A 24,384-nucleotide genomic window follows, 5' to 3' on the forward strand; every position below is an offset into this window, starting at 1 on the left:
GGCGGGCATTAGCGTGGGACACGAGACCTCCGGGTCGTCGGTGAGGCGTCAGCACCCACACCCTCACCCGGAGGTCTCCTCGCTGTCTCAGCCCGCTAGGCCGTCAACAACGCTCGTGGTCACTACACCTAGCCGGGCAGCAGCTCGTCGATGCGGCGGGCGAGCTCGAGGTCGAGCGCGCTCACCCCGTCCTCGGAGTGGCTGACGAGGGTGAGGTGCAGCGTCCGCCAGCGCAGGTCGACGTCGGGGTGGTGGTCCATCTCCTCGGCGACGTCGGCGATGGCGACGATCGCCTCCACCGCGGCGCGGAACGAGGACAGCTGCACGGTCCGGTGCAGGCCGGTGACGTCACCGGACCACAGCGGCAGCGCGCGCAGCCCGGCCGCGACCTCGTCGGGGGACAGGCGCGGCGGCCGGGGCACGTCGGGATGCTCCTACAGGTGCAGGCCGCACTCGGTCTTGCCGCGGCCGGCCCAGCGCCCGGCACGCGGGTCCTCGCCCGGAGCGACCGGGCGGGTGCACGGCGCGCAGCCGATCGAGGCGTACCCGATCTCCTGCAGCGGGTTGACCGGCACCTGGTGCTCGGCGATGTAGGCGTCGACGTCGTCCTGCGTCCAGGCGGCCAGCGGGTTGACCTTCACCATGCCCCGCTTGGCGTCCCAGTCGACGACCCTCGTGCCCGCGCGGGTGGCGGCCTCGTCGCGGCGGACGCCCGAGCCCCACGCGGCGTAGCCGGCCAGCGCGGTGGCCAGCGGCTGCACCTTGCGCAGCGAGCAGCACAGGTCCGGGTCGCGGTCGTGCAGCGCCGGGCCGTGCTCGGCGTCCTGCTCGGCCACCGTCCGCGGCGGCGTCACGTTCACGAGCGTGATGGGCAGGACGCTGCTGATCCAGTCCCGCGTGCCGATCGTCTCGGCGAAGTGGTAGCCGGTGTCGAGGAAGACCACGTTGACCCCCGGCACCGCCCGGGAGGCCAGGTGCGCGAGGAGCCCGTCGGCCATCGACGAGGTGACGGCGAAGTCGTCGCCGAAGGTCTCCCCGGCCCAGCGCAGCACGGCGAGGGCCTGCTCGACGGGGTCGGCGATGCCCTCGAAGCGGGCGTCGGCCTCGGCGGCGAGCTCCGGCGTGGGCCGGACGGCGGTCGTCATGCCTGCACTCCTGTCCCGGTGAGCCGGACGGTGAAGGTCCGCAGGCACGCGGCGCAGTGCCACTCGCCCCCGTCCCCGTGCGGGGTCAGCTCCTCGTCCCCGCAGTACGGGCAGTGGAACACGGGCAGCTGGCGCTGCCTTCCCGACGGGGACGGCTCCTCCTCGCTCACAGCAGCCAGGCCTCCTCGGCGCGGGCCACGTAGGCGGCGAACCGCTCGCCGGGCTCGCGCCGCTCCAGGTAGCCGCGCAGCACCCGCTCGCAGTAGTCCGCCGTCTCGGCCTTGGTCACCTTGTGGCCGCGGAACTTGCGGCCGAAGGCGGCGTCGACGCCGAGGTGGCCGCCCAGGTGCACCTGGAAGCCCTCGACCATCTCGCCGTTCCCGTCGCGGACCATCGAGCCCTTGAACCCGATGTCGGCGGTCTGGAAGCGGGCGCAGCTGTTCGGGCAGCCGTTGACGTTGATGCCGATCGGCTCGTCGAAGCCGGGCAGCCGCTTCTCCAGCTCGGCGTAGAGGTCCTGGGCGTGCTGCTTGGTCTCGACGATGGCGAGCTTGCAGAACTCCAGGCCGGTGCAGGCCATGGTGCCGCGGCGGAAGGCGCTCGGGCGCACCAGCAGGTCGTGCTCGGCGAGCGCGGCGACGAGGTCCTCCACGTGCTCGTCCGGCACGTCCAGGACGACCATCTTCTGCTGGGTCGTCGTCCGGATGCGGCCCGCGCCGTACTCGTCGGCGAGGTCGGCGATCCGGGTGAGCACCGTCCCGCTGATCCGGCCGGTGCGCAGCGCGAAGCCGACGGCGTTGCGGCCGTCCTTCTGCCGCGCGACGCCGACGTGGTCGCGGGACTCGTTCTTCGGCGGCGCGGCCGCGGGGCCGTCGGGCAGCGCGCGGTGCAGGTACTCGTCCTGCAGCACCTGCCGGAACCTCTCGGGACCCCAGTCGGCCATCAGGAACTTGATCCGGGCCCGGTTGCGCTGCCGGCGGTAGCCGTAGTCGCGGAAGACCGAGGTGCAGGCCGCCCACACCTCGGTCACCTCCTCGGGTCGCACGAACACGCCGACGCGCTGGGCGAACATCGGGTTGGTCGACAGGCCGCCGCCGACCCACAGGTCGTAGCCGGGCTCGCCGTCGGGACCGACGACGCCGACGAAGGACACGTCGTCGATCTCGGGCTCGGTGCAGTGGTCGACGCAGCCGGACATCGACGTCTTCCACTTGCGCGGCAGGTTGCTGAACGCGGGGTCGCCCACGTACCGGGCGACCGTCTGGGCCATGACGTCGGTGGCGTCGACGACCTCGTCCTCCAGGACGCCGGCCAGCGGGCAGTTGAGCATGCCGCGCGGGGTGTCGCCGCAGGCCTCGGTCGTGGTCATGCCGACGGCCTCGAGCCGGTCCCAGATCTCGGGGACGTCCTCGATGCGGATCCAGTGGTACTGGATGTTCTGCCGGTCGGTGACGTCGGCGACGTCCCGGCCGAACTCGGTGCTGATGGCGCCGAGGGTGCGCAGCTGCTCGCTGGTCAGCGCCCCGCCGTCGGTGCGCACCCGCATCATGAAGTAGGAGTCCTCGAGCTCCTCGGGCTCCAGCACGGCGGTCTTGCCGCCGGGGATGCCCGGGGCCCGCTGGGTGTAGAGGCCCATCCACCGCATCCGGCCGCGCAGGTCGCCGGGGTCGATGCCGTCGAAGCCGGTCCGCGAGTAGATGTCGAGGATCCGCTGACGGACCTCGAGCCCGTCGGAGTCCTTCTTCATCCGCTCGTTGGGGTTCAGCGGCTCCCGGTAGCCCAGCGCCCACTGACCCTGGCCACGCTGGGGCCGGTTGCTCGGACGGGGAGGTGCGGACACGGTGCACTTCTTCCTGCGCCGTCCGCGCCGGTCTGCACCCGCGCGGAGGGCGCTGCCAGGTCGGGGTCGCGGCTGCGGGCCGCGGGGGAGGACTCGTGGTCAGCGCGGGGCGCGACAGACGGCGCTGCTGACGAGGGCGAGGTCGACGTGCAGACGCGCGACGAGGAGGCTGCCGCGGTCCGTCACGCCACCCATGGTCGCACACGTCCGGCTCCGGCCGGTGTGAGCTCGGGAGGCGGCGTCCGCAGGGGGCGTCGTCAGGGGGTCTCGTCGCCGAACGAGCGCCAGGCGCTCTCGACGGCGGCGAGCTCCGCCACGTACCCGGGCAGCTTCCCGGCGACGACGTCGGCGAGGGTGACCTCCTCCAGCACCCGCCGGTAGGCGGCGCGGGCGGCGACCCACACGCTGGCCAGCTCCTCGGCGGCGCCGGGGTAGCTGACGTCCTCGGGCCGCTGCCCGTGCACCTCCGCGAGGAAGCCCTGCTCCACCCGCATGACCCGGGCGATGGAGATCTCCGACGGCGGCAGCGCCAGCCGGTACCCGCCCTCGCGGCCCCGCTGGCTGGTGACCAGCCGGGCGTGCTGGAGGTCGCCGAGGATCCCCTGCAGGAAGCGCGAGGGGAGGCCCTGGTTGGTCGCGATCCGGTCGCAGGTCATGGCGCCCGGCGCCGCGGCGGCCAGCTCGAGGGCCGCGCGGACGGCGTAGTCGACCCGGGCGGTGATGCGCACGGTGCTCCCTCCTGCGGGCCGGCTGCCGGGTCCCGCGGGCCCATCCTGCCCGGTCTGCGAGGGTGACGGCGTGTACCGGCTGCGCTTCACCACGGTCGTGGCGGCGCCGCTGACCGTCGCCTTCGACGTCGCCCGGGCCCTCGGCCGCCCCTGGCCGTTCCCGCTGGAGGAGGTCGAGTCGGTCCGCCCGGTGCGCGACCTGTACGCCGCGGGGCCGGGGCGGGGGTGGCGCAGCCTCACCCACGAGCGCCGGTTCACCGCGACCGGCGCCGGCACCGTCGTCGACGAGCAGGTCGACTGGGACACCGGCCTGCCCGGGGCGCTCGGCGGCCTGGTCGACCAGACCGTCCTGCGCCGGCGGGTGCTGCGGGCGATGCGCCGGCACCTGGACGGCTACGCCGCCGCGGCCGCGCTGCGCGCCCTCGACGTCGTCCAGGTGGTGGGCGCGGCCGTCGTCCGCGGGGACCGGGTGCTGGTCGCCCAGCGCGGGTCGGGGCCGCTCGCGGGGCTGTGGGAGTTCCCCGGCGGCAAGGTGGAGCCGGGGGAGGACGACGTCGCGGCGCTGGTGCGCGAGTGCGCCGAGGAGATGGGGGTCCTCGTGGCGCCCCAGGCGTTCCTCGGCGAGGTGCCGCTGGACGGCCGGGTGGCCGGCGGGGCGCCCGGCGCCTCGACGCTGCGGGTCTGGTGGGCCCGGCTGGCCTCCGGCGAGCCGGTCGCGCACGAGCACCGCGAGCTGCGCTGGGTGGGCGCCGGCGACCTCGACGGCCTGGACTGGATCGCCGCCGACCGTCCCCTGCTGCCCGCGGTCCGGGACCTGCTCGGCCGCCTCTGAACGCACCAGGGGCGCCGTCCCGTGCGGAACGGCGCCCCTGGTGCAGTCGTCCGGGCTCAGCCCTTGAAGACGTCCTTGACCTTCTCGCCGGCCTGCTTGAGGTTGCCGGCGGCCTTGTCGTTGGCGCCCTCGGCCTGCAGGTCGCGGTCGCCCGTGGCCTCGCCGACGCGCTCCTTGCCCTCGCCCGCCAGCTCCTGGGCCTTGTTCTGCAGCTTGTCGATGCCGCTCACGGTGGACTCCTCCCTCTCGGATGGCCGTGGAGTACCCGGGAGTAGGCTCAGCACACCCGGTTCGCCTGAACGGCGGAAGTCCTCCGGGGTGAGCAACTGCGGACCGCAAGCCCTGCGGTCCGCGCCCTCGTCGACCGCTGCTGTTGCACTGGTGTGACAGGAGTCGTGAGCCTCGGTCACAAATCGGTTGCGGACGTGGACGGTCCTCGTCGGGGTGCCTAGGGTCGCCCACGGCGTACCGGCTCCGTTCCGCGGTGTTCACCCGGAGGACGCCGACGCCCGGCCAGTGCGCCCGGGTGCGCGGTGTCCCGGCACGCAGAGACCAGTCCGTTCCCCCCGCACACGCGGGACGAGGGAGGCAACACACGTGAAGTTGAGCAAGCGCCGGTCGGCGCTCGTCGCCGTCGGCCTGTCCGGCGCCCTCCTGCTGTCCGCCTGTGGCGGCGGCAACGACGACAGCGGCTCCGGCGACGGCGGCAGCGGCGGCGCGAGCGGCGGCACCTTCAGCGTCTACATCGGTGAGCCGGAGAACCCGCTCGTCCCGGGCAACACCACCGAGTCCGAGGGTGACCAGGTCGTCAACTCGCTGTGGACCGGCCTGGTGAAGTACGCCGAGGACGGCTCCGTCGAGTACTCGGGTGTCGCCGAGTCGATCGAGTCCGAGGACAACACCACCTGGACCGTCACGCTCAAGGACGGCTGGACCTTCCACGACGGGACCCCGGTCGACGCCGAGTCCTTCGTCAACGCGTGGAACTACACCGCCTACAGCCCCAACGCCCAGGGCGCCGCGTCCTACCTGTCGCGGATCGCGGGCTACGCCGACCTGCAGGCGCCGACCGACGACGCCGGCAACGTGACCGGTGAGCCGGCCGCCCAGCAGATGAGCGGCCTGCAGGTCGTCGACGACCGCACCTTCACGGTGACGCTGTCCGCGCCGTTCTCGAACTTCCCGGCGGTCGTGGGCTACAACTCCTTCTACCCGCTGCCGCAGGCGTTCTTCGACGACCCCGAGGCCTTCGGCACCAAGCCGATCGGCAACGGCCCGTTCAAGGCCGACGAGGACTTCGTCCCGGGCCAGGGCATCACCCTGACCCGCTACGAGGACTACGCCGGCGACGACGCCGCGCAGGCCGACGGCATCGAGTACGTCGTCTACGCCGACGTCAACACCGCCTACACCGACGTGCAGGCCGGCAACCTCGACATCGTCGACGTCATCCCGCCGGACGTCATCGAGTCGGCCCGGTCCGAGTTCGGCGACCGGTTCATCGAGACCGAGTCCTCGCAGATCACCTACCTCGGCTTCCCGACCTACGACGAGCGCTTCGCCGACCCGCGGGTCCGCCAGGCGATCTCCATGGCCGTCGACCGGGACGCCATCTCGGAGGCGATCTTCCAGAGCACCCGCGTCGCGGCCGACTCGTTCATCCCGCCGGTCGTCGACGGCTACCGCGAGGGCAGCTGCACCTACTGCACCTTCGACCCGGACCAGGCCAACCAGCTGCTCGACGAGGCCGGCTTCGACCGCAGCCAGCCGGTCGACCTCTGGTTCAACGCGGGCGCCGGCCACGACGCGTGGATGGAGGCGGTGGGCAACCAGCTGCGCGAGAACCTCGGCGTCGACTACGTCCTGCAGGGCAACCTCGACTTCGCCGAGTACCTGCCCCTGCTGGAGTCGCAGGGCGGGACCGGGCCCTTCCGCTACGGCTGGAGCTTCGACTACCCGGCCCCGGACAGCTACCTGACGCCGCTGTTCACGACCCAGTCGCTCGCCCCGGCCGGCTCGAACTACTCCTTCTGGACCAACCCCGAGGTCGAGAGCCTGATCAGCCAGGGTGACCAGGCCGAGAGCCCCGAGGCCGGTGTGGAGAACTACCAGGCGGCGGAGGACATCATCGCCGAGGAGATGCCGATGGCGCCGATGTTCTTCACGGAGGTCCAGTCCGTGACCTCCGAGAACGTCTCCAACGTCCGCCTGGACCTGTTCCAGCGGATCGTCACCTCCGAGGTCACCGTCAACAACGCCTGACCCCACCCCGCAGGACCCGCACCACCCGCCGGGGGCGCCCGTCCGACCAGGACGGTCGCCCCCGGCGGCGCGTGTGCGGGCCTGCGGGCACGATGGACACCGGCGCCGTCGCGACCCGGCGGCGCACACACCCCGAGGGGGACCATGGGCCGCTACGTCGCGCGCCGCCTGCTGCTCACCATCCCGGTTCTGCTGGGCGCCTCGTTCCTGATCTTCGCGATGGTCTACGCCCTGCCGGGCGACCCCATCCGCGCACTGGGTGGTGACCGTCCGCTCTCGCCCGCCGTGGTCGCCGAGCTGCGCGAGCGGTTCAACCTCAACGACCCCCTGTACGTCCAGTACTGGGAGTACCTGAAGAACCTGTTCCAGGGCGATCTGGGCACCGACTTCCGCGGCCGGCCGGTGTTCGACACCATCGAGCGCGCGCTGCCGGTGACCGTGAAGCTCGCCCTCACCGCGGTCGTCTTCGAGATCCTCATCGGCCTGGTCGCCGGCGTGCTGGCCGGCATCCGGCGCAACAGCTTCTTCGACAACGTGGTGCTGGTCTCGACGACGCTGATCGTCTCGATCCCGATCCTGGTCCTGGCCTTCTTCGCCCAGCTGCTCTTCGGCCTCAAGCTCGGCTGGTTCCCCATCGCCGGGACCAACGAGGGGCTCTACAGCTACCTGCTGCCCGGCCTGGTCCTCGCGTCCGGGTCGCTGGCCTACGTGGCCCGGCTGACCCGCACCAGCCTCGCGGAGAACCTGCGCGCCGACTACGTGCGGACGGCGCGCGCCAAGGGTCTGCCCAAGCGGACGGTCATCGTCCGGCACACGCTGCGCAACAGCCTGATCCCGGTCGTCACGTTCATCGGCGCCGACATCGGCGCGCTGCTGGGCGGGGCGATCGTCACCGAGACGGTGTTCAACCTGCCCGGCATCGGCCGGGAGGTGTTCAACGCGATCCGCTCCCAGGAGGGCGCGGTCGTCGTCGGCATCGTCACCCTGATGGTGTTCTTCTTCATCTTCTTCAACCTGGTCGTGGACGTGCTCTACGCCGTCCTCGACCCGAGGATCCGCTATGACTGACCAGCAGCAGCTGGACCTGCGCAAGGACGAGGTGGAGGCCGGCACCACGACCGGGCTCGCCAGCCCGTCGGTCGACGTCACCGAGGAGCGGCAGAACAGCCTCTGGAGCGACGCCTGGGGCGAGCTGCGGCGCAACCCGCTGTTCTGGATCGGCGCCGTCCTCGGGCTGTTCTTCCTCCTGATGGCGCTGTTCCCGCAGGTGTTGGCGCGCGGCGCCGACCCGCGCTCCTGCGACCTGTCCAACTCCCGGGCCAGGCCCTCGGCGCAGCACTGGTTCGGCTTCGACACCCAGGGCTGCGACTACCTGGCCAACGTGGTCTACGGCGCCCGCAACTCGCTGATCATCGGCGTCATTGCCGTGCTGGTCATCCTGCTGCTCGGCGTCCTCGTCGGCGCGATCGCCGGCTACTACGGCGGCCTGACCGACGGGATCCTCGCGCGGATCGCGGACATCTTCTACGCGCTGCCGCTCATCCTCGGCGCGCTGGTGCTGCTGCGGGTGGGCCCCTCGACCGACATCCCGGTCATCAACAGCCGCGGGCCGGGCGCGGTGGCCATCGCGCTGGCGCTGTTCGGCTGGATGACGGCGATGCGGCTGGTCCGCTCGCAGGTCATCGCGGTCAAGAGCTCCGACTACGTGTCCGCCGCCCGCGCGATGGGGGCGTCCGGCCGGCGCATCCTGCTGCGGCACATCCTGCCCAACGCCGTCGCCCCGGTGCTGGTCTACGCGACGATCACCATCGGCGTGATCATCGCCGCGGAGGCGACGCTGACCTACCTCGGCGTGGGCCTGCAGCGGCCGGCCATCTCCTGGGGCCTGCAGATCGAGGCGGGGCAGGACTCCATCCGCACCGCACCGCACCTGGTGCTGTTCCCCAGCCTGATCCTGACCTTGACCGTGATGGCGTTCGTGATGATGGGTGACGCCCTGCGCGACGCCCTCGACCCGAGGCAGCGCGCATGACCAACCTCGACCTGACCAAGCCGACCGCGGAGCTCGCCGGACAGGGCACGCCCCTGCTCGAGGTCGACGACCTGCACGTGGAGTTCCGCACCCGCGCGGGCACGGTGCACGCCGTCAACGGCGTGAGCTACAGCCTGGCGGCGGGGGAGACCCTGGCCATCCTCGGCGAGTCCGGCTCCGGCAAGTCCGTGTCGGCCCAGGCGATCATGGGGATCCTCGAGACCCCGCCCGCGGTCATCACCGGCGGCGGCATCTGGTTCCAGGGCAGGAACATGCTGGAGATGTCCGCCGAGGACCAGCGGAAGATCCGCGGCCCGGGCATCTCGATGATCTTCCAGGACGCCCTGTCGTCGCTGAACCCCGTGTACAGCGTGGGCTTCCAGATCGGCGAGATGTTCCGGGCGCACCGCGGGACGAGCAAGAAGGAGGCCCGCCAGCGGGCCATCGAGCTCATGGACCGGGTGCGCATCCCGGCGGCGGCCCGCCGGGTCGACGACTACCCGCACCAGTTCTCCGGCGGCATGCGCCAGCGCGTGATGATCGCCATGGCCATCGCCCTGGACCCGCGGATCCTGATCGCCGACGAGCCGACCACCGCCCTCGACGTCACCGTGCAGGCGCAGGTCATGGACCTGCTCAAGGACCTGCAGGAGGAGACGGGGATGGGGCTGATCCTCATCACCCACGACCTCGGCGTCGTCAACGAGGTCGCCGACAACGTCGCGGTCATGTACGCCGGCGAGATCGTCGAGCGGGGTACCGTCGACGACGTCTTCACCCGCCCCGCGCACCCCTACACCGAGGGGCTCATGGGCTCGGTGCCGCAGGTCGAGGCGAAGGGCGGGCGGCTGCAGCCGATCGCCGGCCAGCCCCCGAACCTCGCGCGCATCCCCAGCGGCTGCCCGTTCCACCCGCGGTGCCCGCACCGCCGGCTCGGCGCCGCGGCCGCGCCGGGGCGGGAGTGCGCCACCGACGTCCCGCCGCTGCGGCTGGTCGTGCCGGGACGCGAGGCGGCCTGCCACTACAGCGAGGAGGTCCTCGGTGTCGCAGCCGAGTGAGTCCGGCGCCACCGCGGCGTCGTCCCTGTCGAAGTCGTCGCCGTCCACCGAGGCGGTGCCGGGCGCCCCGACGCTGGCCAAGCCGGCGCCGTCGGGTGCCCGGGGCGCGATGGGGGAGCCGCTGCTGGAGATCCGCGGGCTGCAGAAGCACTTCCCGCTGACCCAGGGCATCGTCTTCAAGCGCACCATCGGCCACGTCCGCGCGGTCGACGGCGTGGACCTCACCCTGCGCCGCGGCGAGACCGTGGGCCTGGTCGGCGAGTCCGGCTGCGGCAAGTCGACGGTGTCGAAGCTGATCGTTGCGCTGGAGCGGCCGACCGCCGGGTCGATCCTCTACAAGGGCAAGGACGTCGCCCGCATGGGCGGCCGGGCGCTGAAGGACTACCGGCGCGAGGTCCAGATCATCTTCCAGGACCCGTACGCGTCGCTGAACCCGCGGATGACCGTCGGCGACATCGTCGCCGAGGGCTGGGCCGTGCACGACGACGTCGCCCCGCGGAAGGGCCGGCTCAAGCGCACGCAGGAGCTGCTCGACCGCGTCGGCCTCAACCCCGACTACGTCAACCGCTACCCGCACCAGTTCTCCGGCGGCCAGCGGCAGCGCATCGGCATCGCCCGGGCGCTGGCGCTGCAGCCGGAGGTCATCGTCTGCGACGAGCCGGTGTCGGCGCTCGACGTCTCGGTGCAGGCGCAGGTGGTCAACCTGCTCGAGGACCTGCAGGACGAGTTCGGCCTGTCCTACCTGTTCATCGCGCACGACCTGTCGGTGGTGCGGCACATCTCCGACCGCGTCGCGGTGATGTACCTCGGCAGCATCGTGGAGGAGGGCACCGACGAGGAGGTCTACGCCTCGCCGTCGCACCCCTACACCCAGGCCCTGCTGTCCTCGGTACCGCTGCACGAGCCGCACCTGCGTGGGCAGAAGGACCGGATCCTGCTGCAGGGCGACGTCCCCAGCCCCGCGGACCCGCCCTCGGGCTGCCGCTTCCGCACCCGCTGCTGGAAGGCGCAGGACGTCTGCGCGCAGGAGGCCCCGGCGCTGGTCGACCGCGGCCAGGGCCACCCCTCGGCCTGCCACTTCGCCGAGGCCCGGACGGTCGTCCCGGTCGACGCCGAGTAGCGCCTGCCGCACCACGACGGCGCGGTGGCCACCTCCCGGGGTGGTCACCGCGCCGTCGTCGCGTCCGGGCGCGGTGGGAGACTGTGCGCCCGTGACCGCCGCCCGCCGCATCCTCCTGGTCCACGCCCACCCCGACGACGAGACGATCACCAACGGCGCGACGATGGCGCGCTACGTCGCCGAGGGAGCGCAGGTCACGCTGCTCACCTGCACGCTGGGGGAGGAGGGCGAGGTCCTCGTCCCGGAGCTGGCGCAGCTGACCTCCGACCAGGCCGACCAGCTCGGCGGCTACCGGATCGGCGAGCTGGCCGCCGCGATGGCCGCCCTCGGCGTCACCGACAGCCGCTTCCTCGGCGGCGCCGGCCGCTACCGGGACTCCGGGATGGTGGGGACGCCGGCCAACGGGCACCCGCGCGCCTTCTGGAACGCCGACCTCGACGAGGCGGTGGGTGCCGCGGTCGCCGTCGTGCGGGACGTGCGGCCGCAGGTCGTGGTCACCTACGACGAGAACGGCGGCTACGGGCACCCCGACCACATCCAGGCCCACCGGGTCGCGATGGCCGCCGTCGAGCGCGCCGCCGACCCCGCGTGGCGACCCGAGCTGGGCGCGGCGTGGGACGTCGCCAAGGTCTACTGGGCGTGCGTGCCGCGGTCGGTGCTGCGCGAGGGCGCCGAGGCCCTGGCCGCGCTGGGGGAGGCCGCGCCGTTCGAGCAGCTCGGCGAGGTCGACGACGTCCCCTACGCCGTCCCCGACGAGCTGGTGACCGCCGCCGTCGACGGCCGCGCGTACGCCGCCCGCAAGGACGCCGCCATGCGGGCGCACGCCACGCAGATCACCGTCGACGGGCCGTTCTTCGCGCTGTCCAACAACCACGGCCAGGAGGTGCTCGGCGTCGAGCACTACCGGCTGGTGCGCGGCGAGCGCGGCCCCGCGGGGGACGGGCCGCACGGCTGGGAGGACGACCTGTTCGCCGGCCTGGACGCGTGAGCCGGGTCCCCGGGCTGGTCCTCGCCGGGCTCGCGGCGGTGCTGACCGCCGGGTGGCTGGCGCTGGTCGAGGTCTTCTGGCTGCCGCTGCGGGTGGCCGGCGTCCTGCTGCCGCTGTCGGTCCTGGCCGCCGTCGCCGGCAACTACCTGCTGGTCACCGGCGCGCACCGGCTCACCGGCTCGCGCGTGGTCGCGCTGCTGCCGGCGGTCACCTGGCTGGTGGTCGCGGTCGCCGCGATGGTGCCGCGGCCCGAGGGCGACCTGGTCGCCGTCGGCACCGGCGGGCTCGGCGCGGTCACCCTCGCGTTCCTCGGCCTCGGGGTGCTCGCCGCGGCGGTCGCCGTGGGCCGGGTGCTGGCGACGCCACGCCGTCCGGCCGGCCCGCCGGCCTGAGGGTCGGCGCGCCGCCCGCTGCTGCGGGGACACCCGGGCGTTCAGTCCGGCGCCCACCGGTAGTGGTAGCGGTGGTGCTCGACGTGGCCGGCCCGGCGGTACAGCGCCCGGGCCGGGGCGTTGGAGGCGGTGACCTGCAGGTACACCCAGCGCGCGCCGTGGTCCGCGCCCCACCGGGTCACCGCCGCCGTCACCGCCGTCGCGAGGCCCCGGCGGCGGGCGTCCTCGGCGACGGTGACCGCGCTGACGCCCAGCCAGGCGTCGGTGACCACGCCGCGGGCCACCGCGACCGGCGCCGCGCCCGGCTCCGGCCGCACGGCCGCGAAGACGACGACGGGGGCGTTGCCGAGCACGGCGGGCGCGGTGGGCGGCAGCGCGTTCCCGAGGTGCCGGTAGGCGCCCAGCCAGCCGTCGTCGGGGGTGGGGGAGAGCTCGACCGGCACCCCGTCGTCGCTGCCGGGGACCAGCGGGGCGGTGAGCACCAGGACGTCCTCGCCCCGCTCCCACCCCGCGGCGGCGAACGCCGCGTCGGCGGGGCGGGCCTGCGCCCCGGGCAGCGCCGCGCCGGGCCGCAGCCCGCGCCCGCGGTACCAGGCGGCCACCGCGCCGACGGCCTCCGGCAGCGGCCGGCCGGGGTCGCCGGTGACCAGCGCGGTGTTGGCCCGGCCCGTGAACCCGCCCCCGGCGCGCAGCAGCCAGTCGCCGAGCGGCTCCTCCTCGGTGCCCCGCCAGCCGCGCGCGGCCACCCGCTCCAGGTCGGCCACGGCGAGGGGCGATCGGCTCTGTCCCACGCCCCGATCCTGCGGGTGCGCCCCCGGCGTCCCTCCACCGGGGCGGGCGGGGTCCACCCGTCGCGCCCGGCCCCGGGAGCCGGGGCCATACTGGCGGGCGACACGCGGGCCCGGCGGGAGCCGGGGCCGCTGCCCGCACGTCCCCAGGGAGGACCCACCGTGACCTACGTGATCACCCAGGCCTGCGTCGACGTCCTCGACAAGGCGTGCATCGACGAGTGTCCGGTGGACTGCATCTACGAGGGCGACCGGATGCTCTACATCCACCCCGACGAGTGCGTCGACTGCGGCGCCTGCGAGCCGGTCTGCCCCGTCGAGGCCATCTACTACGAGGACGACGTCCCGGACAAGTGGAAGGACTTCTACAACGCCAACGTGGAGTTCTTCTCCGACCTCGGCAGCCCCGGTGGCGCCGCCAAGACCGGGAAGATCGGCAAGGACCACCCGCTGGTGGCGGCCCTCCCGCCGCAGGGCGAGGGGCACTGACGACCACCGCCCCGGGGACGGCGGCCGGCCGGCTGCCCGACTTCCCCTGGGACAGCCTGGAGGCCGCCCGGGCGCGCGCCGCGCAGCACCCGGGCGGCCTCGTCGACCTGTCCATCGGGACGCCGGTCGACGAGACCCCCGAGGTCCTGCGCACGGCGCTCGCCGCGGCAGGCGACTCGCCGGGCTACCCGACGGCGCTCGGCACCCGTGAGCTCCGGGCCGCGGCGGCCGGCTGGCTGCGGCGCCGGCTCGGCGTCACCGTGGCCGACCCGTTCGGCGCGGACCCGTCGGTGATCCCGACCGTGGGCTCCAAGGAGCTCGTCGCCCTGCTGCCCACGCTGCTGGGCCTGCACGAGGGCACGGTGCTGATCCCCGAGGTGGCCTACCCGACCTACGAGGTGGGTGCGGTCCTGTCCGGGCTCGCCGTGCGCCGCACCGACACCCCGCCCGACGACCCCGCGGGCGTCGTCCTGGTCTGGCTGAACTCCCCGGGCAACCCGCACGGCCGCGTCCTGTCCGACGACGAGCTGCGCACCTGGGTGGCCTGGGGCCGGGCGCACGGCGTGCCGGTCGTCGCCGACGAGTGCTACGCGACGCTCGGCTGGGACGTGCAGCCGCGCTCGCTGCTGCACCCCGCCGTCGCGGGGGAGGACCACACCGGCCTGCTGGCGGTCCACTCGCTGTCCAAGCAGTCGACGGCGGCCGGCTACCGCGCCGGGCTGCTGTCGGGCGACCCGGCGCTGGTCCGGCAGGTGTGGGAGGTGCGCCGCCACCTCGGGCTGCTCGTGCCCGGGCCCGTCCAGGCCGCCATGGCCGCTGCGCTGGCCGACGACGCGCACGTCGACGCACAGCGCGAGCGCTACGGCGCCCGCCGGGAGCGGCTGGCCGCGGCGGTGCGCGCGACCGGCGCGCGGATCGACCACTCCGAGGCGGGCCTGTACCTGTGGGTCACCCGCGACGAGGACTGCTGGGCGACCGTCGACTGGCTGGCCGGGCTCGGCATCGTCCCCGCGCCCGGCTCGTTCTACGGCCCGGCCGGCGCGCGGCACGTGCGCATGGCGCTGACCGCCACCGACGAGCGGATCGACGCCGCGGTGCAGCGCCTCACCGCCGGGGACCGCGGCCGCCACTAGCGGCCCGCAAGCAGGCGTCAGTCCTCCGCCAGAGCCCCGCAAGGGCGCACCGACACGGTGGTCCCCGTCAGCCGGGCAGCCCGCCCGGCCCCGTCGCGGAGGCCCTGCCGTGTTCCTCGTGCTGTTCCTGCTGTTCCCCGTCGCCGTCCTCGTCGCGCTGGTCGCGCTCGAGGCGCACCTGCACCGCAACCGCAGCCTGGCCGGCTCGGCCGGGGTGCCCGTGGCCCTCGACCGACCCGAGCTCCACGGCAGGAGCCGCGCCCGGCTGAGCTGAGCTACCCGCAGTTGCGCTCGCGCTCGTCGGAGCCCAGCGCCGTAGTGAGCGCCTGCGCGAAGCCGTCCCAGCGCTGGTAGGCCTCGGGGAAACCGGAGCGCTGCACCCGCTGCGCGGCGTCGGTCAGGCGCATCGTCTCCCAGCCGGGCACCCGCACCAGCCGGTCGTAGAACTGGCCGGCCGCGTACACCGGGTCCTGCACCTGCGCCGGGGTGCCCCAGCCCTGCGAGGGCCGCTGCTGGAACAGGCCGAGGGAGTCGCGGTCGCCGTGGTCGAGGTTGCGCAGCGTCGACTCCTGCATCGCCGTGGCCAGCGCGATGACCACGGCCCGCTCGGGCAGCCCGCGCTGCCGGGCGACGGCCGCGATCGTCTGGGCGTTGCTCCACTGCTCGGCGGACAGCGTCACCGACGTCGAGGGGACGGTGCAGATACCGGTCGCCGCCGGAGCGGGCGGCTCGGACCGGTCGGCCTTCCACGCCAGGGCGAACACCACGACGATCCCGATCAGGTAGGCGGGCCACCACGTGCGCAGGGCGGCCGGGCCCCCGCGCCGCGGGGTCCGGCCGGCGGGACGCCGGGCGGGGGTGCGCTTCGGGGCGGGCCGGCCGCCGGAGGGGCGCTTCGCGGGCGGGCGCCGGGTACCCGTCGCCGGCCGGCGGGGCGGAGCCGTCCGTGCGCTGGTCATCGCCCCCGACTGTAGGTGCGCTCCCCGGCGGGACCCCGGACGTCGCGGTGCGGACGGGTGTCGTGGGACGGGCGTGATCGCTACCGTGACGGCCGCCTCCGCCGTCCTCCCGCCCGCGATCCCCTGGAGCCCGCATGCCCGACGTCCTGCTGCCCGGCATCACCGCCACCCGCGTGCCCACCGCGCGGCTCACCCAGAACGTGCTGCACCCCGAGGGCACCGACCCGGCCGGCCCGGGCGAGGCGGTGCTCCTCGTGCACGGCAACGTGAGCTCCGCGCTGTTCTGGCAGCAGACGCTGCTGGCGGTGCACGGGACCGGGCGGCATCGGGTGCTCGCCGTCGACCTGCGCGGCTACGGCGACACCGAACCGCTGCCGGTCGACGCGCGCCGCGGGGTCGGCGACTGGGCCGACGACCTCGGCGCGCTGCTGGACGCGCTGGGCCTGGACCGGGTGCACCTGGTCGGCTGGAGCATGGGCGGGGGCGTCGTCCTGCAGCACCTGCTCGACGCGCCGGGCCGGGTGGCCTCGGTGACGCTGGTCGCGCCGGTGTCGCCCCACGGTTTCGGCGGCACCACCGGACCGGACGGCCGGCGGCTGGCCGACGACGGCGCCGGCTCCGGCGGGGGACTGGCCAACCCGGAGTTCGTGGCGGCGCTGGCCGCGGGCGACACCTCCGACGCGTCGCCGTCCTCACCGCGGTCGGTGCTGCGCGCCTTCTACGTGGCGCCGGGCTCGCTGCCGCTGGACCCGGAGCTCGAGGACGTCTTCGTCGGCGCGATGCTGTCCACCCGCACCGGCGAGGACCACTACCCGGGCGACGCGGTGCCGAGCGACACCTGGCCGGGGACCGCGCCGGGGACGCGCGGGGTGCTCAACACCATGGCGCCCACGGTGTTCGACGTCTCCGGCGTCGCCGACCTGGCCGACAAGCCGCCGGTGCTGTGGATCCGCGGCGACGCCGACGCGATCGTCTCCGACACCTCGGTCTTCGACCTGGCGTACCTCGGGCAGCTCGGCGCCGTGCCGGGCTGGCCGGGCGCCGAGGTCTGCCCGCCGCAGCCGACGGTCACCCAGACCCGCGCCGTGCTCGACCGCTACGCCGCATCCGGCGGCGCCTACCGCGAGGTGGTCCTGCCCGGGGTGGGGCACTCGCCGCACGTCGAGCGGCCGCAGGAGTTCGTCGTCGCGCTGCTCGAGCACCTCGACGCCCCCGCCGAGGAGCCCGCCGGCCTCACCTGAGGTGCATCTCCGCGGGAGTGCACGGGGCACTCCCGCGGAGATGCCCACGGAGTCCCTAGTCGTTGGCGTGCAGGGCGGCGTTGAGGGCGCCCCACTGGCCCGAGCGCGGCAGCGCCTCCAGGGCACCGGAGACGCTGTTGCGGCGGAACAGCAGCCCGTCGCGGCCGGACAGCTCGCGGCCCTTGACCACCGACCCGTCGGGCAGGGTGATCCGCGAGCCCGCGGTGACGTAGCAGCCGGCCTCGACGACGCAGTCGTCGCCGAGGGAGATGCCGATGCCGGAGTTGGCGCCGAGCAGGCAGCCGGTGCCGATCGAGACGACCTCCTTGCCGCCGCCGGACAGCGTCCCCATGATCGACGCGCTGCCGCCGATGTCGCTGTCGGCGCCGACGACGACGCCCGCGCTGATCCGGCCCTCGACCATCGAGGGGCCGAGCGTGCCGGCGTTGTAGTTGACGAAGCCCTCGTGCATGACCGTCGTCCCCTCGGCCAGGTGCGCACCGAGCCGCACCCGGTCGGCGTCGGCGACCCGCACGCCCGACGGGACCACGTAGTCGACCATCCGCGGGAACTTGTCCACCGACAGCACGGTCACGTGCCCGTGCGCCGCGCGCAGGGTCGCGCGGCGGGCGGGGGTGAGGTCGGTGGCGAGCACCGGGCCGGCGCTGGTCCAGGCCACGTTGGCCAGCAGGCCGAAGACGCCGTCGAGGTTGATGCCGTGCGGGCGCACCAGCCGGTGCGAGAGCAGGTGCAGCCGCAGGTAGACGTCGTGGGCGTCGGCCGGCGGGGCGTCGAGGTCGGCGATGACCGTCCGGACGCCGACCACGCGCACGCCGCGGGCGTCGTCGGTGCGCACCAGGCCGGAGAACTCGTGCCCGAGCTCGCCCTCCAGCTCCAGGGTGCCGAGCTGGTGGGTCCCGGCCGGCCCGTCGCCGCCGAGGGCGGGTGAGGGGTACCAGGTGTCCAGGACGGTGCCGGAGGCGGTGATGGTCGCGATGCCGGCCGCGGCGGCGGAGCGGGGAGCGGTCACGGTCCCGACGCTACCCAGCGACGCCGTGCCGCCCGCCCGTAGGCTCGGGCACCGTGACCGGCGCGCTCGACCTGGACCTGTCCGCCGACGTCCTCACCCTCACCCGGGCGCTGGTCGACACCCCGTCGGTCTCCGGCGACGAGCGGGTGCTCGCCGACGCCGTCGAGGCCGCGCTGCGGGCGCTCGGCGGGCTGGAGGTCGAGCGGGTCGGTGACACCGTGCTGGCCCGCACCACGCTCGGCCGCGACACCCGGATCGTGCTGGCCGGGCACCTGGACACCGTGCCGATCGCGGACAACGTCCCCAGCCGGCTTGAGGACGGGCGCGTCTACGGCTGCGGCACCAGCGACATGAAGTCCGGTGACGCCGTCATGCTGCGGCTGGCCGGCCGCTTCGGCGTCCCGGGGGCGGGACTCGCGCACGACGTCACGTTCGTCTTCTACGACAACGAGGAGGTCGAGTCCGCGAAGAGCGGCCTCGGCCGGGTGGCCCGCGAGCGGCGCGGCTGGCTCTACGGCGACCTCGCCGTCCTCCTGGAGCCCACCGACGGCGAGATCGAGGCCGGCTGCCAGGGCACGCTGCGGGCGGTGCTGGAGGTGACCGGCCGCCGGGCGCACTCGGCGCGCAGCTGGCTCGGGGTGAACGCGATCCACGGCGCCGCGGGGATCCTCGGCACGCTGGCGGCCTACGAGGCGCGGCAGGTCGAGATCGACGGCTGCATCTACCGCGAGGGGCTCAACGCCGTCCGCGTCGAGGGCGGGGTCGCGGGGAACGTCGTCCCGGACCAGTGCCGGGTGACGGTCAACCTCCGCTACGCCCCCGACCGGGACGAGGACGCCGCGGAAGCCCACGTCCGCGAGGTGTTCGCCGACGCGCTGGCCGCCGGCGCCACGCTGACCGTCGTCGACAACGCCGGCGGCGCGCTGCCCGGGCTGACCGAGCCCGCCGCCGCGGCCTTCGTCGCCGCCGTCGGCCGGCCGGCGCGGGCCAAGCTCGGCTGGACCGACGTCGCCCGGTTCGCCGCCCTCGGCATCCCGGCGGTCAACTACGGCCCCGGGGACCCCCAGCTCGCGCACACCCGCGAGGAGTCCGTGCTCGTGGACCGGCTGCAGCCGGCCGAGGACGCCCTGACCGCCTACCTGTCCGGAGGCAGCGCATGACGACCACCCCGCCGCCCGACGGGGCGCGGAGGCCGCGCCCGACCCGTCACCGGGGCCCGATCATGCTGCGCGGCGGCGAGCCGGACCCGCAGGCGGTCGGGACGACGACCGACCAGCGGCTGCTCGACCGCCGCGGGCCGACCGACTGGGTGCACACCGACCCGTGGCGCGTGCTGCGCATCCAGAGCGAGTTCGTCGAGGGCTTCGGCCTGCTCGCCGAGCTGCCGCGGGCGGTCAGCGTGTTCGGCAGCGCCCGCACCAAGCCCGACCACCCGCACTACGCGGCCGGCGTGGAGATCGGCGCGGCGCTGGCGCGGGCCGGCTACGCGGTCATCACCGGCGGCGGGCCGGGCGCGATGGAGGCGGCCAACCGCGGCGCCTCGGAGGCCGGCGGGCTGTCGGTGGGCCTGGGCATCGAGCTGCCGTTCGAGCAGGAGCTCAACGAGTGGGTCGACCTCGGCATCAGCTTCCGCTACTTCTTCGTCCGCAAGACGATGTTCGTGAAGTACGCGCAGGCCTTCGTCATCCTCCCCGGCGGCTTCGGCACCCTCGACGAGCTGTTCGAGGCGCTGACGCTGGTGCAGACCCGCAAGGTCACCCGCTTCCCGGTGGTGCTGTTCGGCAGCGCGTACTGGTCGGGCCTGGTCGACTGGATCCGCGGCACGCTGGTCGAGGCGGGCACGATCAACGCCGGCGACCTGGACCTGTTCACCGTCACCGACGACGTCGACGAGGTGCTCGCGCTGGTCCGCGAGGCGGAGACCGCCCGGCAGAACGGGGACGGCGGCGGGGGCATGCGGGCGCCGCTGGCCCCGCCGGTCGAGCCGGTCGAGGGCTGAGGCGGCCGTGCTGTCCCTGCTGGTCGGGACCGCCGCGGTCGCCGTCGTGGGGGCGCTGCTGTTCCTCGGCGGGTCGCTGCTGCTCGGCCGCGGCGAGACCCAGCCGCCGGCCGAGCTGGACCGCTCGCCGGTCGAGCTGCCCGACGACCGGCCGGTGACCGGTGAGGACGTGCGCGGCCTGCAGGTGTCGGTGGCCGTCCGCGGCTACCGGATGAGCGAGGTGGACTGGTTGCTCGAGCAGCTGGCCCTGGCGCTGGACGAGCGGGACGAGGCGATCGCGGCGCTGCGCGCGGTGCCGCCGCCGCGGGCCGCCGACGCCGACACCGACCCCGACCTGCCCCTGCCGGACGCCGACGGGGCGGGTGGGGCACCGACCGGGGACGGGGCGCGCCGCGATGCCTGAGCTGGTCCTGCCGGTGCACGTGGCGGCGCCCCCGGAGCAGGTGTGGGCGGCGCTCACCGACTGGCGCGGCCAGGGGCGGTGGATGCCGGCGACCGACGTCGAGGTGGTCACCGCCGCGGAGGAGGGGGTCGGCGTGCGGCTGGCCGCGCGGACGGGCGTCCCGCTGCCGTGGCGGCGCGGCCGGCACCTCGGCGTGCTGGACACGATGGTGGTCACCGAGTGGGACCCGCCGCGGCGGGTGGTCGTCCAGCACACCGGCCGGATCGTGCGCGGGCCGGGCGTCTTCGAGCTGACGCCCGCCGGGGGCGGCACCGACCTGGTCCTGACCGAACGGTGGTACCCGCCGTTCGGGCTGCTCGGCCGGGCCGGCTGGCCGCTGGCGCGCCCGTTCGTCGTCGCGGGCTTCCGGGTCGCGCTGCGCCGGTTCGCCCGCTTCGCCCGCACCTATCCCGGCTGAGCGGCCGCCCGGACCGCGTCGCGGCTGACGTACCACCGCCGCCACAGCAGCACCGCCGTCAGCACGGTGACCACCGTGCCGCCGTCGTACATGAGCCGCGCGCCCTCCTCGGCGCCGACGGTGCCCGCGGGCGGGGAGGCGTAGAGGGCCTTGGCCAGGACGTCGTGCGCGGCCGCCCCGCCGGCCAGCGCCAGCGCGCGCACGGCGACCGGCCGGCGGTGCGGCGCCGGGTCGACGGCGAGCACCGCGGCGGTGGCGAGGTACCCGCTGACCAGCACGTGCAGCCAGACGAGCGCGGCCGGGACCGGCCGGTGCGCGACGGCGGTGTGCAGCCCCGTGCCGTAGAGCAGCCACAGCCCGGCGGCGTTGAGCGGGACGGCGACCAGCGGGTCGGCCAGCCACCGGGCGGGGGCGGTGCGCAGCAGCCGGGCCAGCCGGCGCGCGGCCGGCGGCGGCAGGGCGCGCAGCGCGAGGGTGACCGGGGCGGCGAGCACGAGCAGCAGCGGGGCGACCATGCCCACCAGCAGGTGCGCGGCCATGTGCGCGTGCAGGTCCGTGTGGGCGGTGCCCGGGCCGGCGACCGCCCCCGCCGCGGCGGCCAGCCCGGCGAGCCACGCGGCGGTGCGGGCCAGCGGCCACGGACGGCGGCAGCGCCAGGTGGCGGCGACGTAGGCGGCGGCCGCGGCGAGCAGCAGCGCGAGGACGGCGGTCACGGGCGCGGGACCCGGCGTCCCCGCGCGCGCAGGAGCAGCAGGACCCCGGCGGCCAGCAGCGCCACGCCGGGCAGCACCCACGCGACGTCGTAGCCGGTGAGGTCGACGCCGTAGCGGACCTGGTGCAGCCGCAGCAGCTTGTGGTGCACCAGGCCGTCCCACACCTGGAAGGCGCCGGCGCCGGTGAGCACCGCGCCCCACCACAGGACGGCGGCGAACGGGCCGCGGCGGCGGGCGTCGGCCAGCAGCGCCAGCCCCGCGACCGCGGCGGAGAACGTGCCGGCGTGCAACAGCCCGTCGGAGACCAGGCCGGCCGCGCCGCTGGCCCGGTCGTAGAAGTGGTGCCAGTGCAGCAGCTGGTGGAAGACGATCTCGTCCACCGCGCCCGCGGTGCCGGCGCCGAGCAGCAGGCCGGAGACCAGCAGCCGGCGCCGGGGCGCGGGCCGGGGGAGTGCGTCGGGCACGGGGCCCTCCCGTCGTCGCGTGTCCCCGGGCGCTGCCCGGCCGGTGCCGCCGGGAAACGGGCCCGGCTGGACCGTGCCCCTGGGGCGTGCCGCACGCTCGTCGGCGTGAGCGGAGACCTGCTGCGGGCCGGCGAGTTCCTGCGGCGCACCCGGCTGTCGGCCAAGGCGCTGCGGCTGTACGCCGAGCAGGGGCTGCTCGTGCCCGACGCGGTGGACCCGTGGAGCGGCTACCGCGGCTACGCGGCCGGGCAGGTCGAGCGGGCCCGGCTGATCGCCGCGCTGCGCCGCGCGGGCATGCCCCTGGCCCGCGTGCGCGACGTCGTCGACCTCGGCCCGCGGGAGCGGCGCCCCGCCGTCGCCCGCTGGTGGGCCGGCGTCGAGGACGACGTCCGGCGCCGCCGCGCGCTGGTCGACGCGCTGACCGCGGAACCGGCGGAGGAGGACGACGTGTACGAGGTGTCCCTGCGCGCGGTGCCCGAGCGGACCGTGCTGACCGCCGAGCGGCGGCTGACCGTGGACGAGCTGGACGGGTTCGTCACCGGCGCGTCCGGCGAGATCGCCGCCCACCTGGAGCGCTCCGGCGCCGCCCCCGCCGGCCCCCTGCGGGTCGTCTACCACGGCATGGTCACCGAGGACGGTGACGGGCCGGTCGAGGTCGTGTGGCCGTTCACCGGCCGGGTGGAGCCGGCGGGGGAGCTGCGGATCCGGCTGCAGCAGGCCGGGCGCGAGGCGGTCACCTGCCTGTCCCGCCGGCGAGCGGAGTTCCCCGGGATCCTGGGGGCCTACGACGCGGTCGGCGCCTGGGTGGACGCCCGCGGGCTCGAGCGCGCGGGCAGCCCGGCGGAGGTCTACCCGAGCCCGCGGGACGCCGACCCGGACGCCCCGCACGTCGAGGTGGCCTGGCCGGTGGCCTGAGTCAGGCGCGCGAGACCGCCAGCCGCGCGCCGAACGCGAGCAGCGCGCAGCCGGTGAACGCGTCGAGGGCCCGGCGGACCGGGCGGCGCGCCAGCACCCGCCGCGCCCGGGACAGCCCCGCCACGAGCAGGAGCAGCCAGACCAGCCCGACCGCCGCGTGGGTGAGCGCGTAGGCCAGCAGCACCGGCACGGCGGTGCCCGGCGCGAGGAACTGCGGCAGGACGGCGAGGTAGAAGGCGAGCACCTTCGGGTTGGTCACGTTGCTGAGGAAGCCCTGGCGCAGGCCGGTGAGCGCGGCCCGCCCGGCGTCGGGCCCGCCGTCGCCGAGGTCGGGGTAGCGGCCGCGCACCGCCGAGCGGAACGCCTGGAGCGCGAGGAACGTCAGGTAGGCGACCCCCGCCCAGCGGATCGCCTGGAACAGCGGCTCCACGCGGACGACCAGCGCGGCCAGGCCGGTCGCGGCCGCCGCGCCCTGCAGGACGTTGGAGACGGTGATGCCGACCGCGCTCCACGAGCCGCGCACCCGGCCGCCGCCGAGGGTGTTGCGCATGACGACGGCGACGTCCGGCCCCGGCACGAGGACCAGCACGACGGCGAGGACGACGAAGGTCCCGTATCCCGACCACTCCACGCGGCCGACGGTACGCACCGGGCCACCGCGGGCCGGTGCGTACTGAGGGGGCGCCGGGGTCAGTCCCGTGCGGTGACCGGCGCCCCCGGGCCCAGGCGCTCCACCTCCGGAGCCGGGCAGTCGAGGGCCGCCTCGCGCCGGGCGCGGTCGCGGCGCTCCAGGCGGGCGCGCAGCCCGTCGAGGAACAGCGCCAGACCCTCCTCGAACCGCTCCTCGTCGCCGCCGGCCGTGGGGACCGCGGCCGCGAGGGTGGGGAAGCGGTCCGGGTCGCCGGGCGGTCCGCCGTCCGGCTCGCCCGTCGGCCGGTCCAGCGCCGTCTGCGTCTCCAGCGCGTCCCCGAGGACGAACGAGCCCAGCGCGGTGACCACGCGCACCGCCTCGCCCGGCTCCAGCCCCGCCTCCACCAGGACGCGCAGCGTGCGCTCGATGCCGGGCAGCGCCACCTCGGTGGGCCGGTTGCCGGCCACCACCTGGACGCTGTCGCGGTGGGCGAGCAGCAGTGCCCGGCGCACCCGGCTCGCCTCCGCCAGCCACTCCCAGACCGGCTCGCCCGGGCGCGGCGCCCGCGTGCTCTCCGGCACCTCCGCCAGGACGGAGTCGGCCACCAGGTCCAGGAGGTGCCGCTTGTCCCTGACGTGCCAGTAGAGCGTCGGCGCGCTCACACCCAGCCGCGCGGCGACCCCGCGGAGGGTCAGCCCCGCCAGGCCCTCCTCGTCGAGCACCTCGACGGCGGCGCGGACGACGTCGTCCCTCGAGATCGGCACC

The 24,384-nt window shown here is 75.1% G+C and carries 30 protein-coding genes; 17 read left to right on the top strand and 13 right to left on the bottom strand.

The genetic code is table 11. The features are described from left to right. Positions 1–128 precede the first annotated feature (128 nt). From ACI8AK_RS15170 to ACI8AK_RS15190, 5 genes are all read right to left on the bottom strand, one after another. On the bottom strand, positions 129–422 hold the full coding sequence (locus ACI8AK_RS15170; RefSeq protein WP_387986325.1) for a 4a-hydroxytetrahydrobiopterin dehydratase: 294 nt from the start codon (positions 420–422) through the stop codon (positions 129–131). A 12-nt stretch (positions 423–434) separates the two neighbouring features. Then, positions 435–1,145 (bottom strand): phosphoadenylyl-sulfate reductase, encoded by a 711-nt coding sequence (locus tag ACI8AK_RS15175; RefSeq protein ID WP_387986322.1) that lies wholly within the window; start codon positions 1,143–1,145, stop codon positions 435–437. Next, positions 1,142–1,315, bottom strand: a complete 174-nt coding sequence (locus tag ACI8AK_RS15180) for a hypothetical protein (RefSeq protein ID WP_387986319.1) — start codon at positions 1,313–1,315, stop codon at positions 1,142–1,144. The genes ACI8AK_RS15175 and ACI8AK_RS15180 overlap by 4 nt, the downstream gene beginning before the upstream one ends. Next, positions 1,312–2,985, bottom strand: a complete 1,674-nt coding sequence (locus ACI8AK_RS15185; protein ID WP_387986317.1) for a nitrite/sulfite reductase — start codon at positions 2,983–2,985, stop codon at positions 1,312–1,314. Before ACI8AK_RS15185 ends, ACI8AK_RS15180 begins: the two co-directional genes overlap by 4 nt. A 257-nt stretch (positions 2,986–3,242) precedes the next feature. Beyond that, on the bottom strand, positions 3,243–3,713 hold the full coding sequence (locus ACI8AK_RS15190) for an RrF2 family transcriptional regulator (RefSeq protein ID WP_387986314.1): 471 nt from the start codon (positions 3,711–3,713) through the stop codon (positions 3,243–3,245). Positions 3,714–3,783: 70 nt separating this feature from the next. Between ACI8AK_RS15190 and ACI8AK_RS15195 the strand changes: the two genes are divergently transcribed. Continuing rightward, positions 3,784–4,545 carry a (deoxy)nucleoside triphosphate pyrophosphohydrolase gene (locus ACI8AK_RS15195; RefSeq protein WP_387986311.1) on the top strand — a complete coding sequence of 254 codons (762 nt, stop codon included), beginning with the start codon at positions 3,784–3,786 and terminating at the stop codon, positions 4,543–4,545. Between the two features lie 56 nt (positions 4,546–4,601). Here ACI8AK_RS15195 and ACI8AK_RS15200 read toward each other — a convergent pair whose 3' ends face one another. Next, entirely contained in the window at positions 4,602–4,775 is a 174-nt protein-coding gene (locus ACI8AK_RS15200; RefSeq protein ID WP_387986309.1) for a CsbD family protein, read from the bottom strand. A 367-nt stretch (positions 4,776–5,142) separates the two neighbouring features. On the opposite strand from ACI8AK_RS15200, the gene ACI8AK_RS15205 reads away from it, so the two are divergent. The 7 genes from ACI8AK_RS15205 to ACI8AK_RS15235 all read left to right on the top strand — a co-directional run bounded on the left by ACI8AK_RS15205 (position 5,143) and on the right by ACI8AK_RS15235 (position 12,397). Then, positions 5,143–6,807 (top strand): peptide ABC transporter substrate-binding protein, encoded by a 1,665-nt coding sequence (locus ACI8AK_RS15205; RefSeq protein WP_456902299.1) that lies wholly within the window; start codon positions 5,143–5,145, stop codon positions 6,805–6,807. 144 nt (positions 6,808–6,951) lie between these two features. Next, entirely contained in the window at positions 6,952–7,875 is a 924-nt protein-coding gene (locus ACI8AK_RS15210) for an ABC transporter permease (RefSeq protein ID WP_387986303.1), read from the top strand. Further along, positions 7,868–8,839 (top strand): ABC transporter permease, encoded by a 972-nt coding sequence (locus ACI8AK_RS15215; protein WP_387986301.1) that lies wholly within the window; start codon positions 7,868–7,870, stop codon positions 8,837–8,839. The genes ACI8AK_RS15210 and ACI8AK_RS15215 overlap by 8 nt, the downstream gene beginning before the upstream one ends. After that, positions 8,836–9,897, top strand: coding sequence for an ABC transporter ATP-binding protein (locus ACI8AK_RS15220; RefSeq protein WP_456902301.1), 1,062 nt, complete (start codon positions 8,836–8,838; stop codon positions 9,895–9,897). Before ACI8AK_RS15215 ends, ACI8AK_RS15220 begins: the two co-directional genes overlap by 4 nt. Continuing rightward, the gene (locus ACI8AK_RS15225; protein WP_456902302.1) at positions 9,881–11,017 is read left to right on the top strand and encodes an ABC transporter ATP-binding protein; all 1,137 of its coding nucleotides are present in this window, start codon (positions 9,881–9,883) and stop codon (positions 11,015–11,017) included. Before ACI8AK_RS15220 ends, ACI8AK_RS15225 begins: the two co-directional genes overlap by 17 nt. 91 nt (positions 11,018–11,108) lie before the next feature. Continuing rightward, a complete protein-coding gene (mshB, locus tag ACI8AK_RS15230; RefSeq protein WP_387986296.1) occupies positions 11,109–12,005 on the top strand; it encodes an N-acetyl-1-D-myo-inositol-2-amino-2-deoxy-alpha-D-glucopyranoside deacetylase in 897 nt (298 codons plus the stop codon). Next, a complete protein-coding gene (locus tag ACI8AK_RS15235; protein WP_456902303.1) occupies positions 12,002–12,397 on the top strand; it encodes a hypothetical protein in 396 nt (131 codons plus the stop codon). Before mshB ends, ACI8AK_RS15235 begins: the two co-directional genes overlap by 4 nt. Positions 12,398–12,438: 41 nt before the next feature. Here ACI8AK_RS15235 and ACI8AK_RS15240 read toward each other — a convergent pair whose 3' ends face one another. Further along, the gene (locus ACI8AK_RS15240) at positions 12,439–13,188 is read right to left on the bottom strand and encodes a GNAT family N-acetyltransferase (protein WP_456956931.1); all 750 of its coding nucleotides are present in this window, start codon (positions 13,186–13,188) and stop codon (positions 12,439–12,441) included. A 159-nt stretch (positions 13,189–13,347) separates the two neighbouring features. Here ACI8AK_RS15240 and fdxA point away from each other — a divergent pair, with 159 nt between their 5' ends. From fdxA to ACI8AK_RS15255, 3 genes are all read left to right on the top strand, one after another. After that, on the top strand, positions 13,348–13,674 hold the full coding sequence (gene fdxA / locus ACI8AK_RS15245) for a ferredoxin (protein ID WP_012947287.1): 327 nt from the start codon (positions 13,348–13,350) through the stop codon (positions 13,672–13,674). Between the two features lie 56 nt (positions 13,675–13,730). Continuing rightward, on the top strand, positions 13,731–14,807 hold the full coding sequence (gene dapC / locus ACI8AK_RS15250; RefSeq protein WP_456957041.1) for a succinyldiaminopimelate transaminase: 1,077 nt from the start codon (positions 13,731–13,733) through the stop codon (positions 14,805–14,807). A 109-nt stretch (positions 14,808–14,916) separates the two neighbouring features. After that, a complete protein-coding gene (locus ACI8AK_RS15255; RefSeq protein ID WP_387986287.1) occupies positions 14,917–15,081 on the top strand; it encodes a hypothetical protein in 165 nt (54 codons plus the stop codon). A 1-nt stretch (position 15,082) separates the two neighbouring features. Here ACI8AK_RS15255 and ACI8AK_RS15260 read toward each other — a convergent pair whose 3' ends face one another. Then, a complete protein-coding gene (locus ACI8AK_RS15260) occupies positions 15,083–15,766 on the bottom strand; it encodes a hypothetical protein (protein WP_456956933.1) in 684 nt (227 codons plus the stop codon). Positions 15,767–15,900: 134 nt separating this feature from the next. Between ACI8AK_RS15260 and ACI8AK_RS15265 the strand changes: the two genes are divergently transcribed. Then, entirely contained in the window at positions 15,901–17,007 is a 1,107-nt protein-coding gene (locus ACI8AK_RS15265; RefSeq protein WP_456956935.1) for an alpha/beta fold hydrolase, read from the top strand. A gap of 55 nt (positions 17,008–17,062) precedes the next feature. On the opposite strand, the gene dapD is transcribed toward ACI8AK_RS15265, so the two are convergent. Beyond that, a complete protein-coding gene (dapD, locus tag ACI8AK_RS15270) occupies positions 17,063–18,037 on the bottom strand; it encodes a 2,3,4,5-tetrahydropyridine-2,6-dicarboxylate N-succinyltransferase (RefSeq protein WP_456902307.1) in 975 nt (324 codons plus the stop codon). A 53-nt stretch (positions 18,038–18,090) separates the two neighbouring features. Here dapD and dapE point away from each other — a divergent pair, with 53 nt between their 5' ends. Genes dapE through ACI8AK_RS15290 form a run of 4 tightly spaced genes read left to right on the top strand, consistent with a single transcriptional unit; the run spans position 18,091 to position 20,896 of the window. Next, positions 18,091–19,197, top strand: coding sequence for a succinyl-diaminopimelate desuccinylase (gene dapE, locus ACI8AK_RS15275; RefSeq protein WP_456956937.1), 1,107 nt, complete (start codon positions 18,091–18,093; stop codon positions 19,195–19,197). Further along, positions 19,194–20,036 (top strand): LOG family protein, encoded by an 843-nt coding sequence (locus tag ACI8AK_RS15280; RefSeq protein ID WP_387986273.1) that lies wholly within the window; start codon positions 19,194–19,196, stop codon positions 20,034–20,036. Before dapE ends, ACI8AK_RS15280 begins: the two co-directional genes overlap by 4 nt. Positions 20,037–20,043: 7 nt before the next feature. Continuing rightward, entirely contained in the window at positions 20,044–20,439 is a 396-nt protein-coding gene (locus ACI8AK_RS15285) for a DivIVA domain-containing protein (protein WP_456956939.1), read from the top strand. Further along, entirely contained in the window at positions 20,432–20,896 is a 465-nt protein-coding gene (locus ACI8AK_RS15290) for an SRPBCC family protein (RefSeq protein WP_456956940.1), read from the top strand. The genes ACI8AK_RS15285 and ACI8AK_RS15290 overlap by 8 nt, the downstream gene beginning before the upstream one ends. Here the strand turns inward: ACI8AK_RS15290 and ACI8AK_RS15295 are convergent. Both ACI8AK_RS15295 and ACI8AK_RS15300 read right to left on the bottom strand, forming a co-directional pair. Continuing rightward, on the bottom strand, positions 20,884–21,609 hold the full coding sequence (locus ACI8AK_RS15295; protein ID WP_456902311.1) for a cytochrome c oxidase assembly protein: 726 nt from the start codon (positions 21,607–21,609) through the stop codon (positions 20,884–20,886). The two genes, ACI8AK_RS15290 and ACI8AK_RS15295, sit on opposite strands and share 13 nt — an antisense overlap. Beyond that, positions 21,606–22,073, bottom strand: coding sequence for a DUF2243 domain-containing protein (locus ACI8AK_RS15300; RefSeq protein WP_456956942.1), 468 nt, complete (start codon positions 22,071–22,073; stop codon positions 21,606–21,608). Before ACI8AK_RS15300 ends, ACI8AK_RS15295 begins: the two co-directional genes overlap by 4 nt. Before the next feature lie 105 nt (positions 22,074–22,178). Here ACI8AK_RS15300 and ACI8AK_RS15305 point away from each other — a divergent pair, with 105 nt between their 5' ends. Beyond that, positions 22,179–22,988 carry a MerR family transcriptional regulator gene (locus tag ACI8AK_RS15305; RefSeq protein ID WP_456956944.1) on the top strand — a complete coding sequence of 270 codons (810 nt, stop codon included), beginning with the start codon at positions 22,179–22,181 and terminating at the stop codon, positions 22,986–22,988. A 1-nt stretch (position 22,989) separates the two neighbouring features. Here the strand turns inward: ACI8AK_RS15305 and ACI8AK_RS15310 are convergent, their stop codons facing one another. Further along, positions 22,990–23,619, bottom strand: a complete 630-nt coding sequence (locus ACI8AK_RS15310) for a LysE family translocator (RefSeq protein ID WP_456902315.1) — start codon at positions 23,617–23,619, stop codon at positions 22,990–22,992. A 59-nt stretch (positions 23,620–23,678) separates the two neighbouring features. Continuing rightward, a complete protein-coding gene (locus ACI8AK_RS15315) occupies positions 23,679–24,383 on the bottom strand; it encodes a TetR/AcrR family transcriptional regulator C-terminal domain-containing protein (RefSeq protein WP_456956946.1) in 705 nt (234 codons plus the stop codon). Position 24,384: the final 1 nt, after the last annotated feature.

The organism is Geodermatophilus sp. SYSU D00867, from assembly GCF_054050315.1.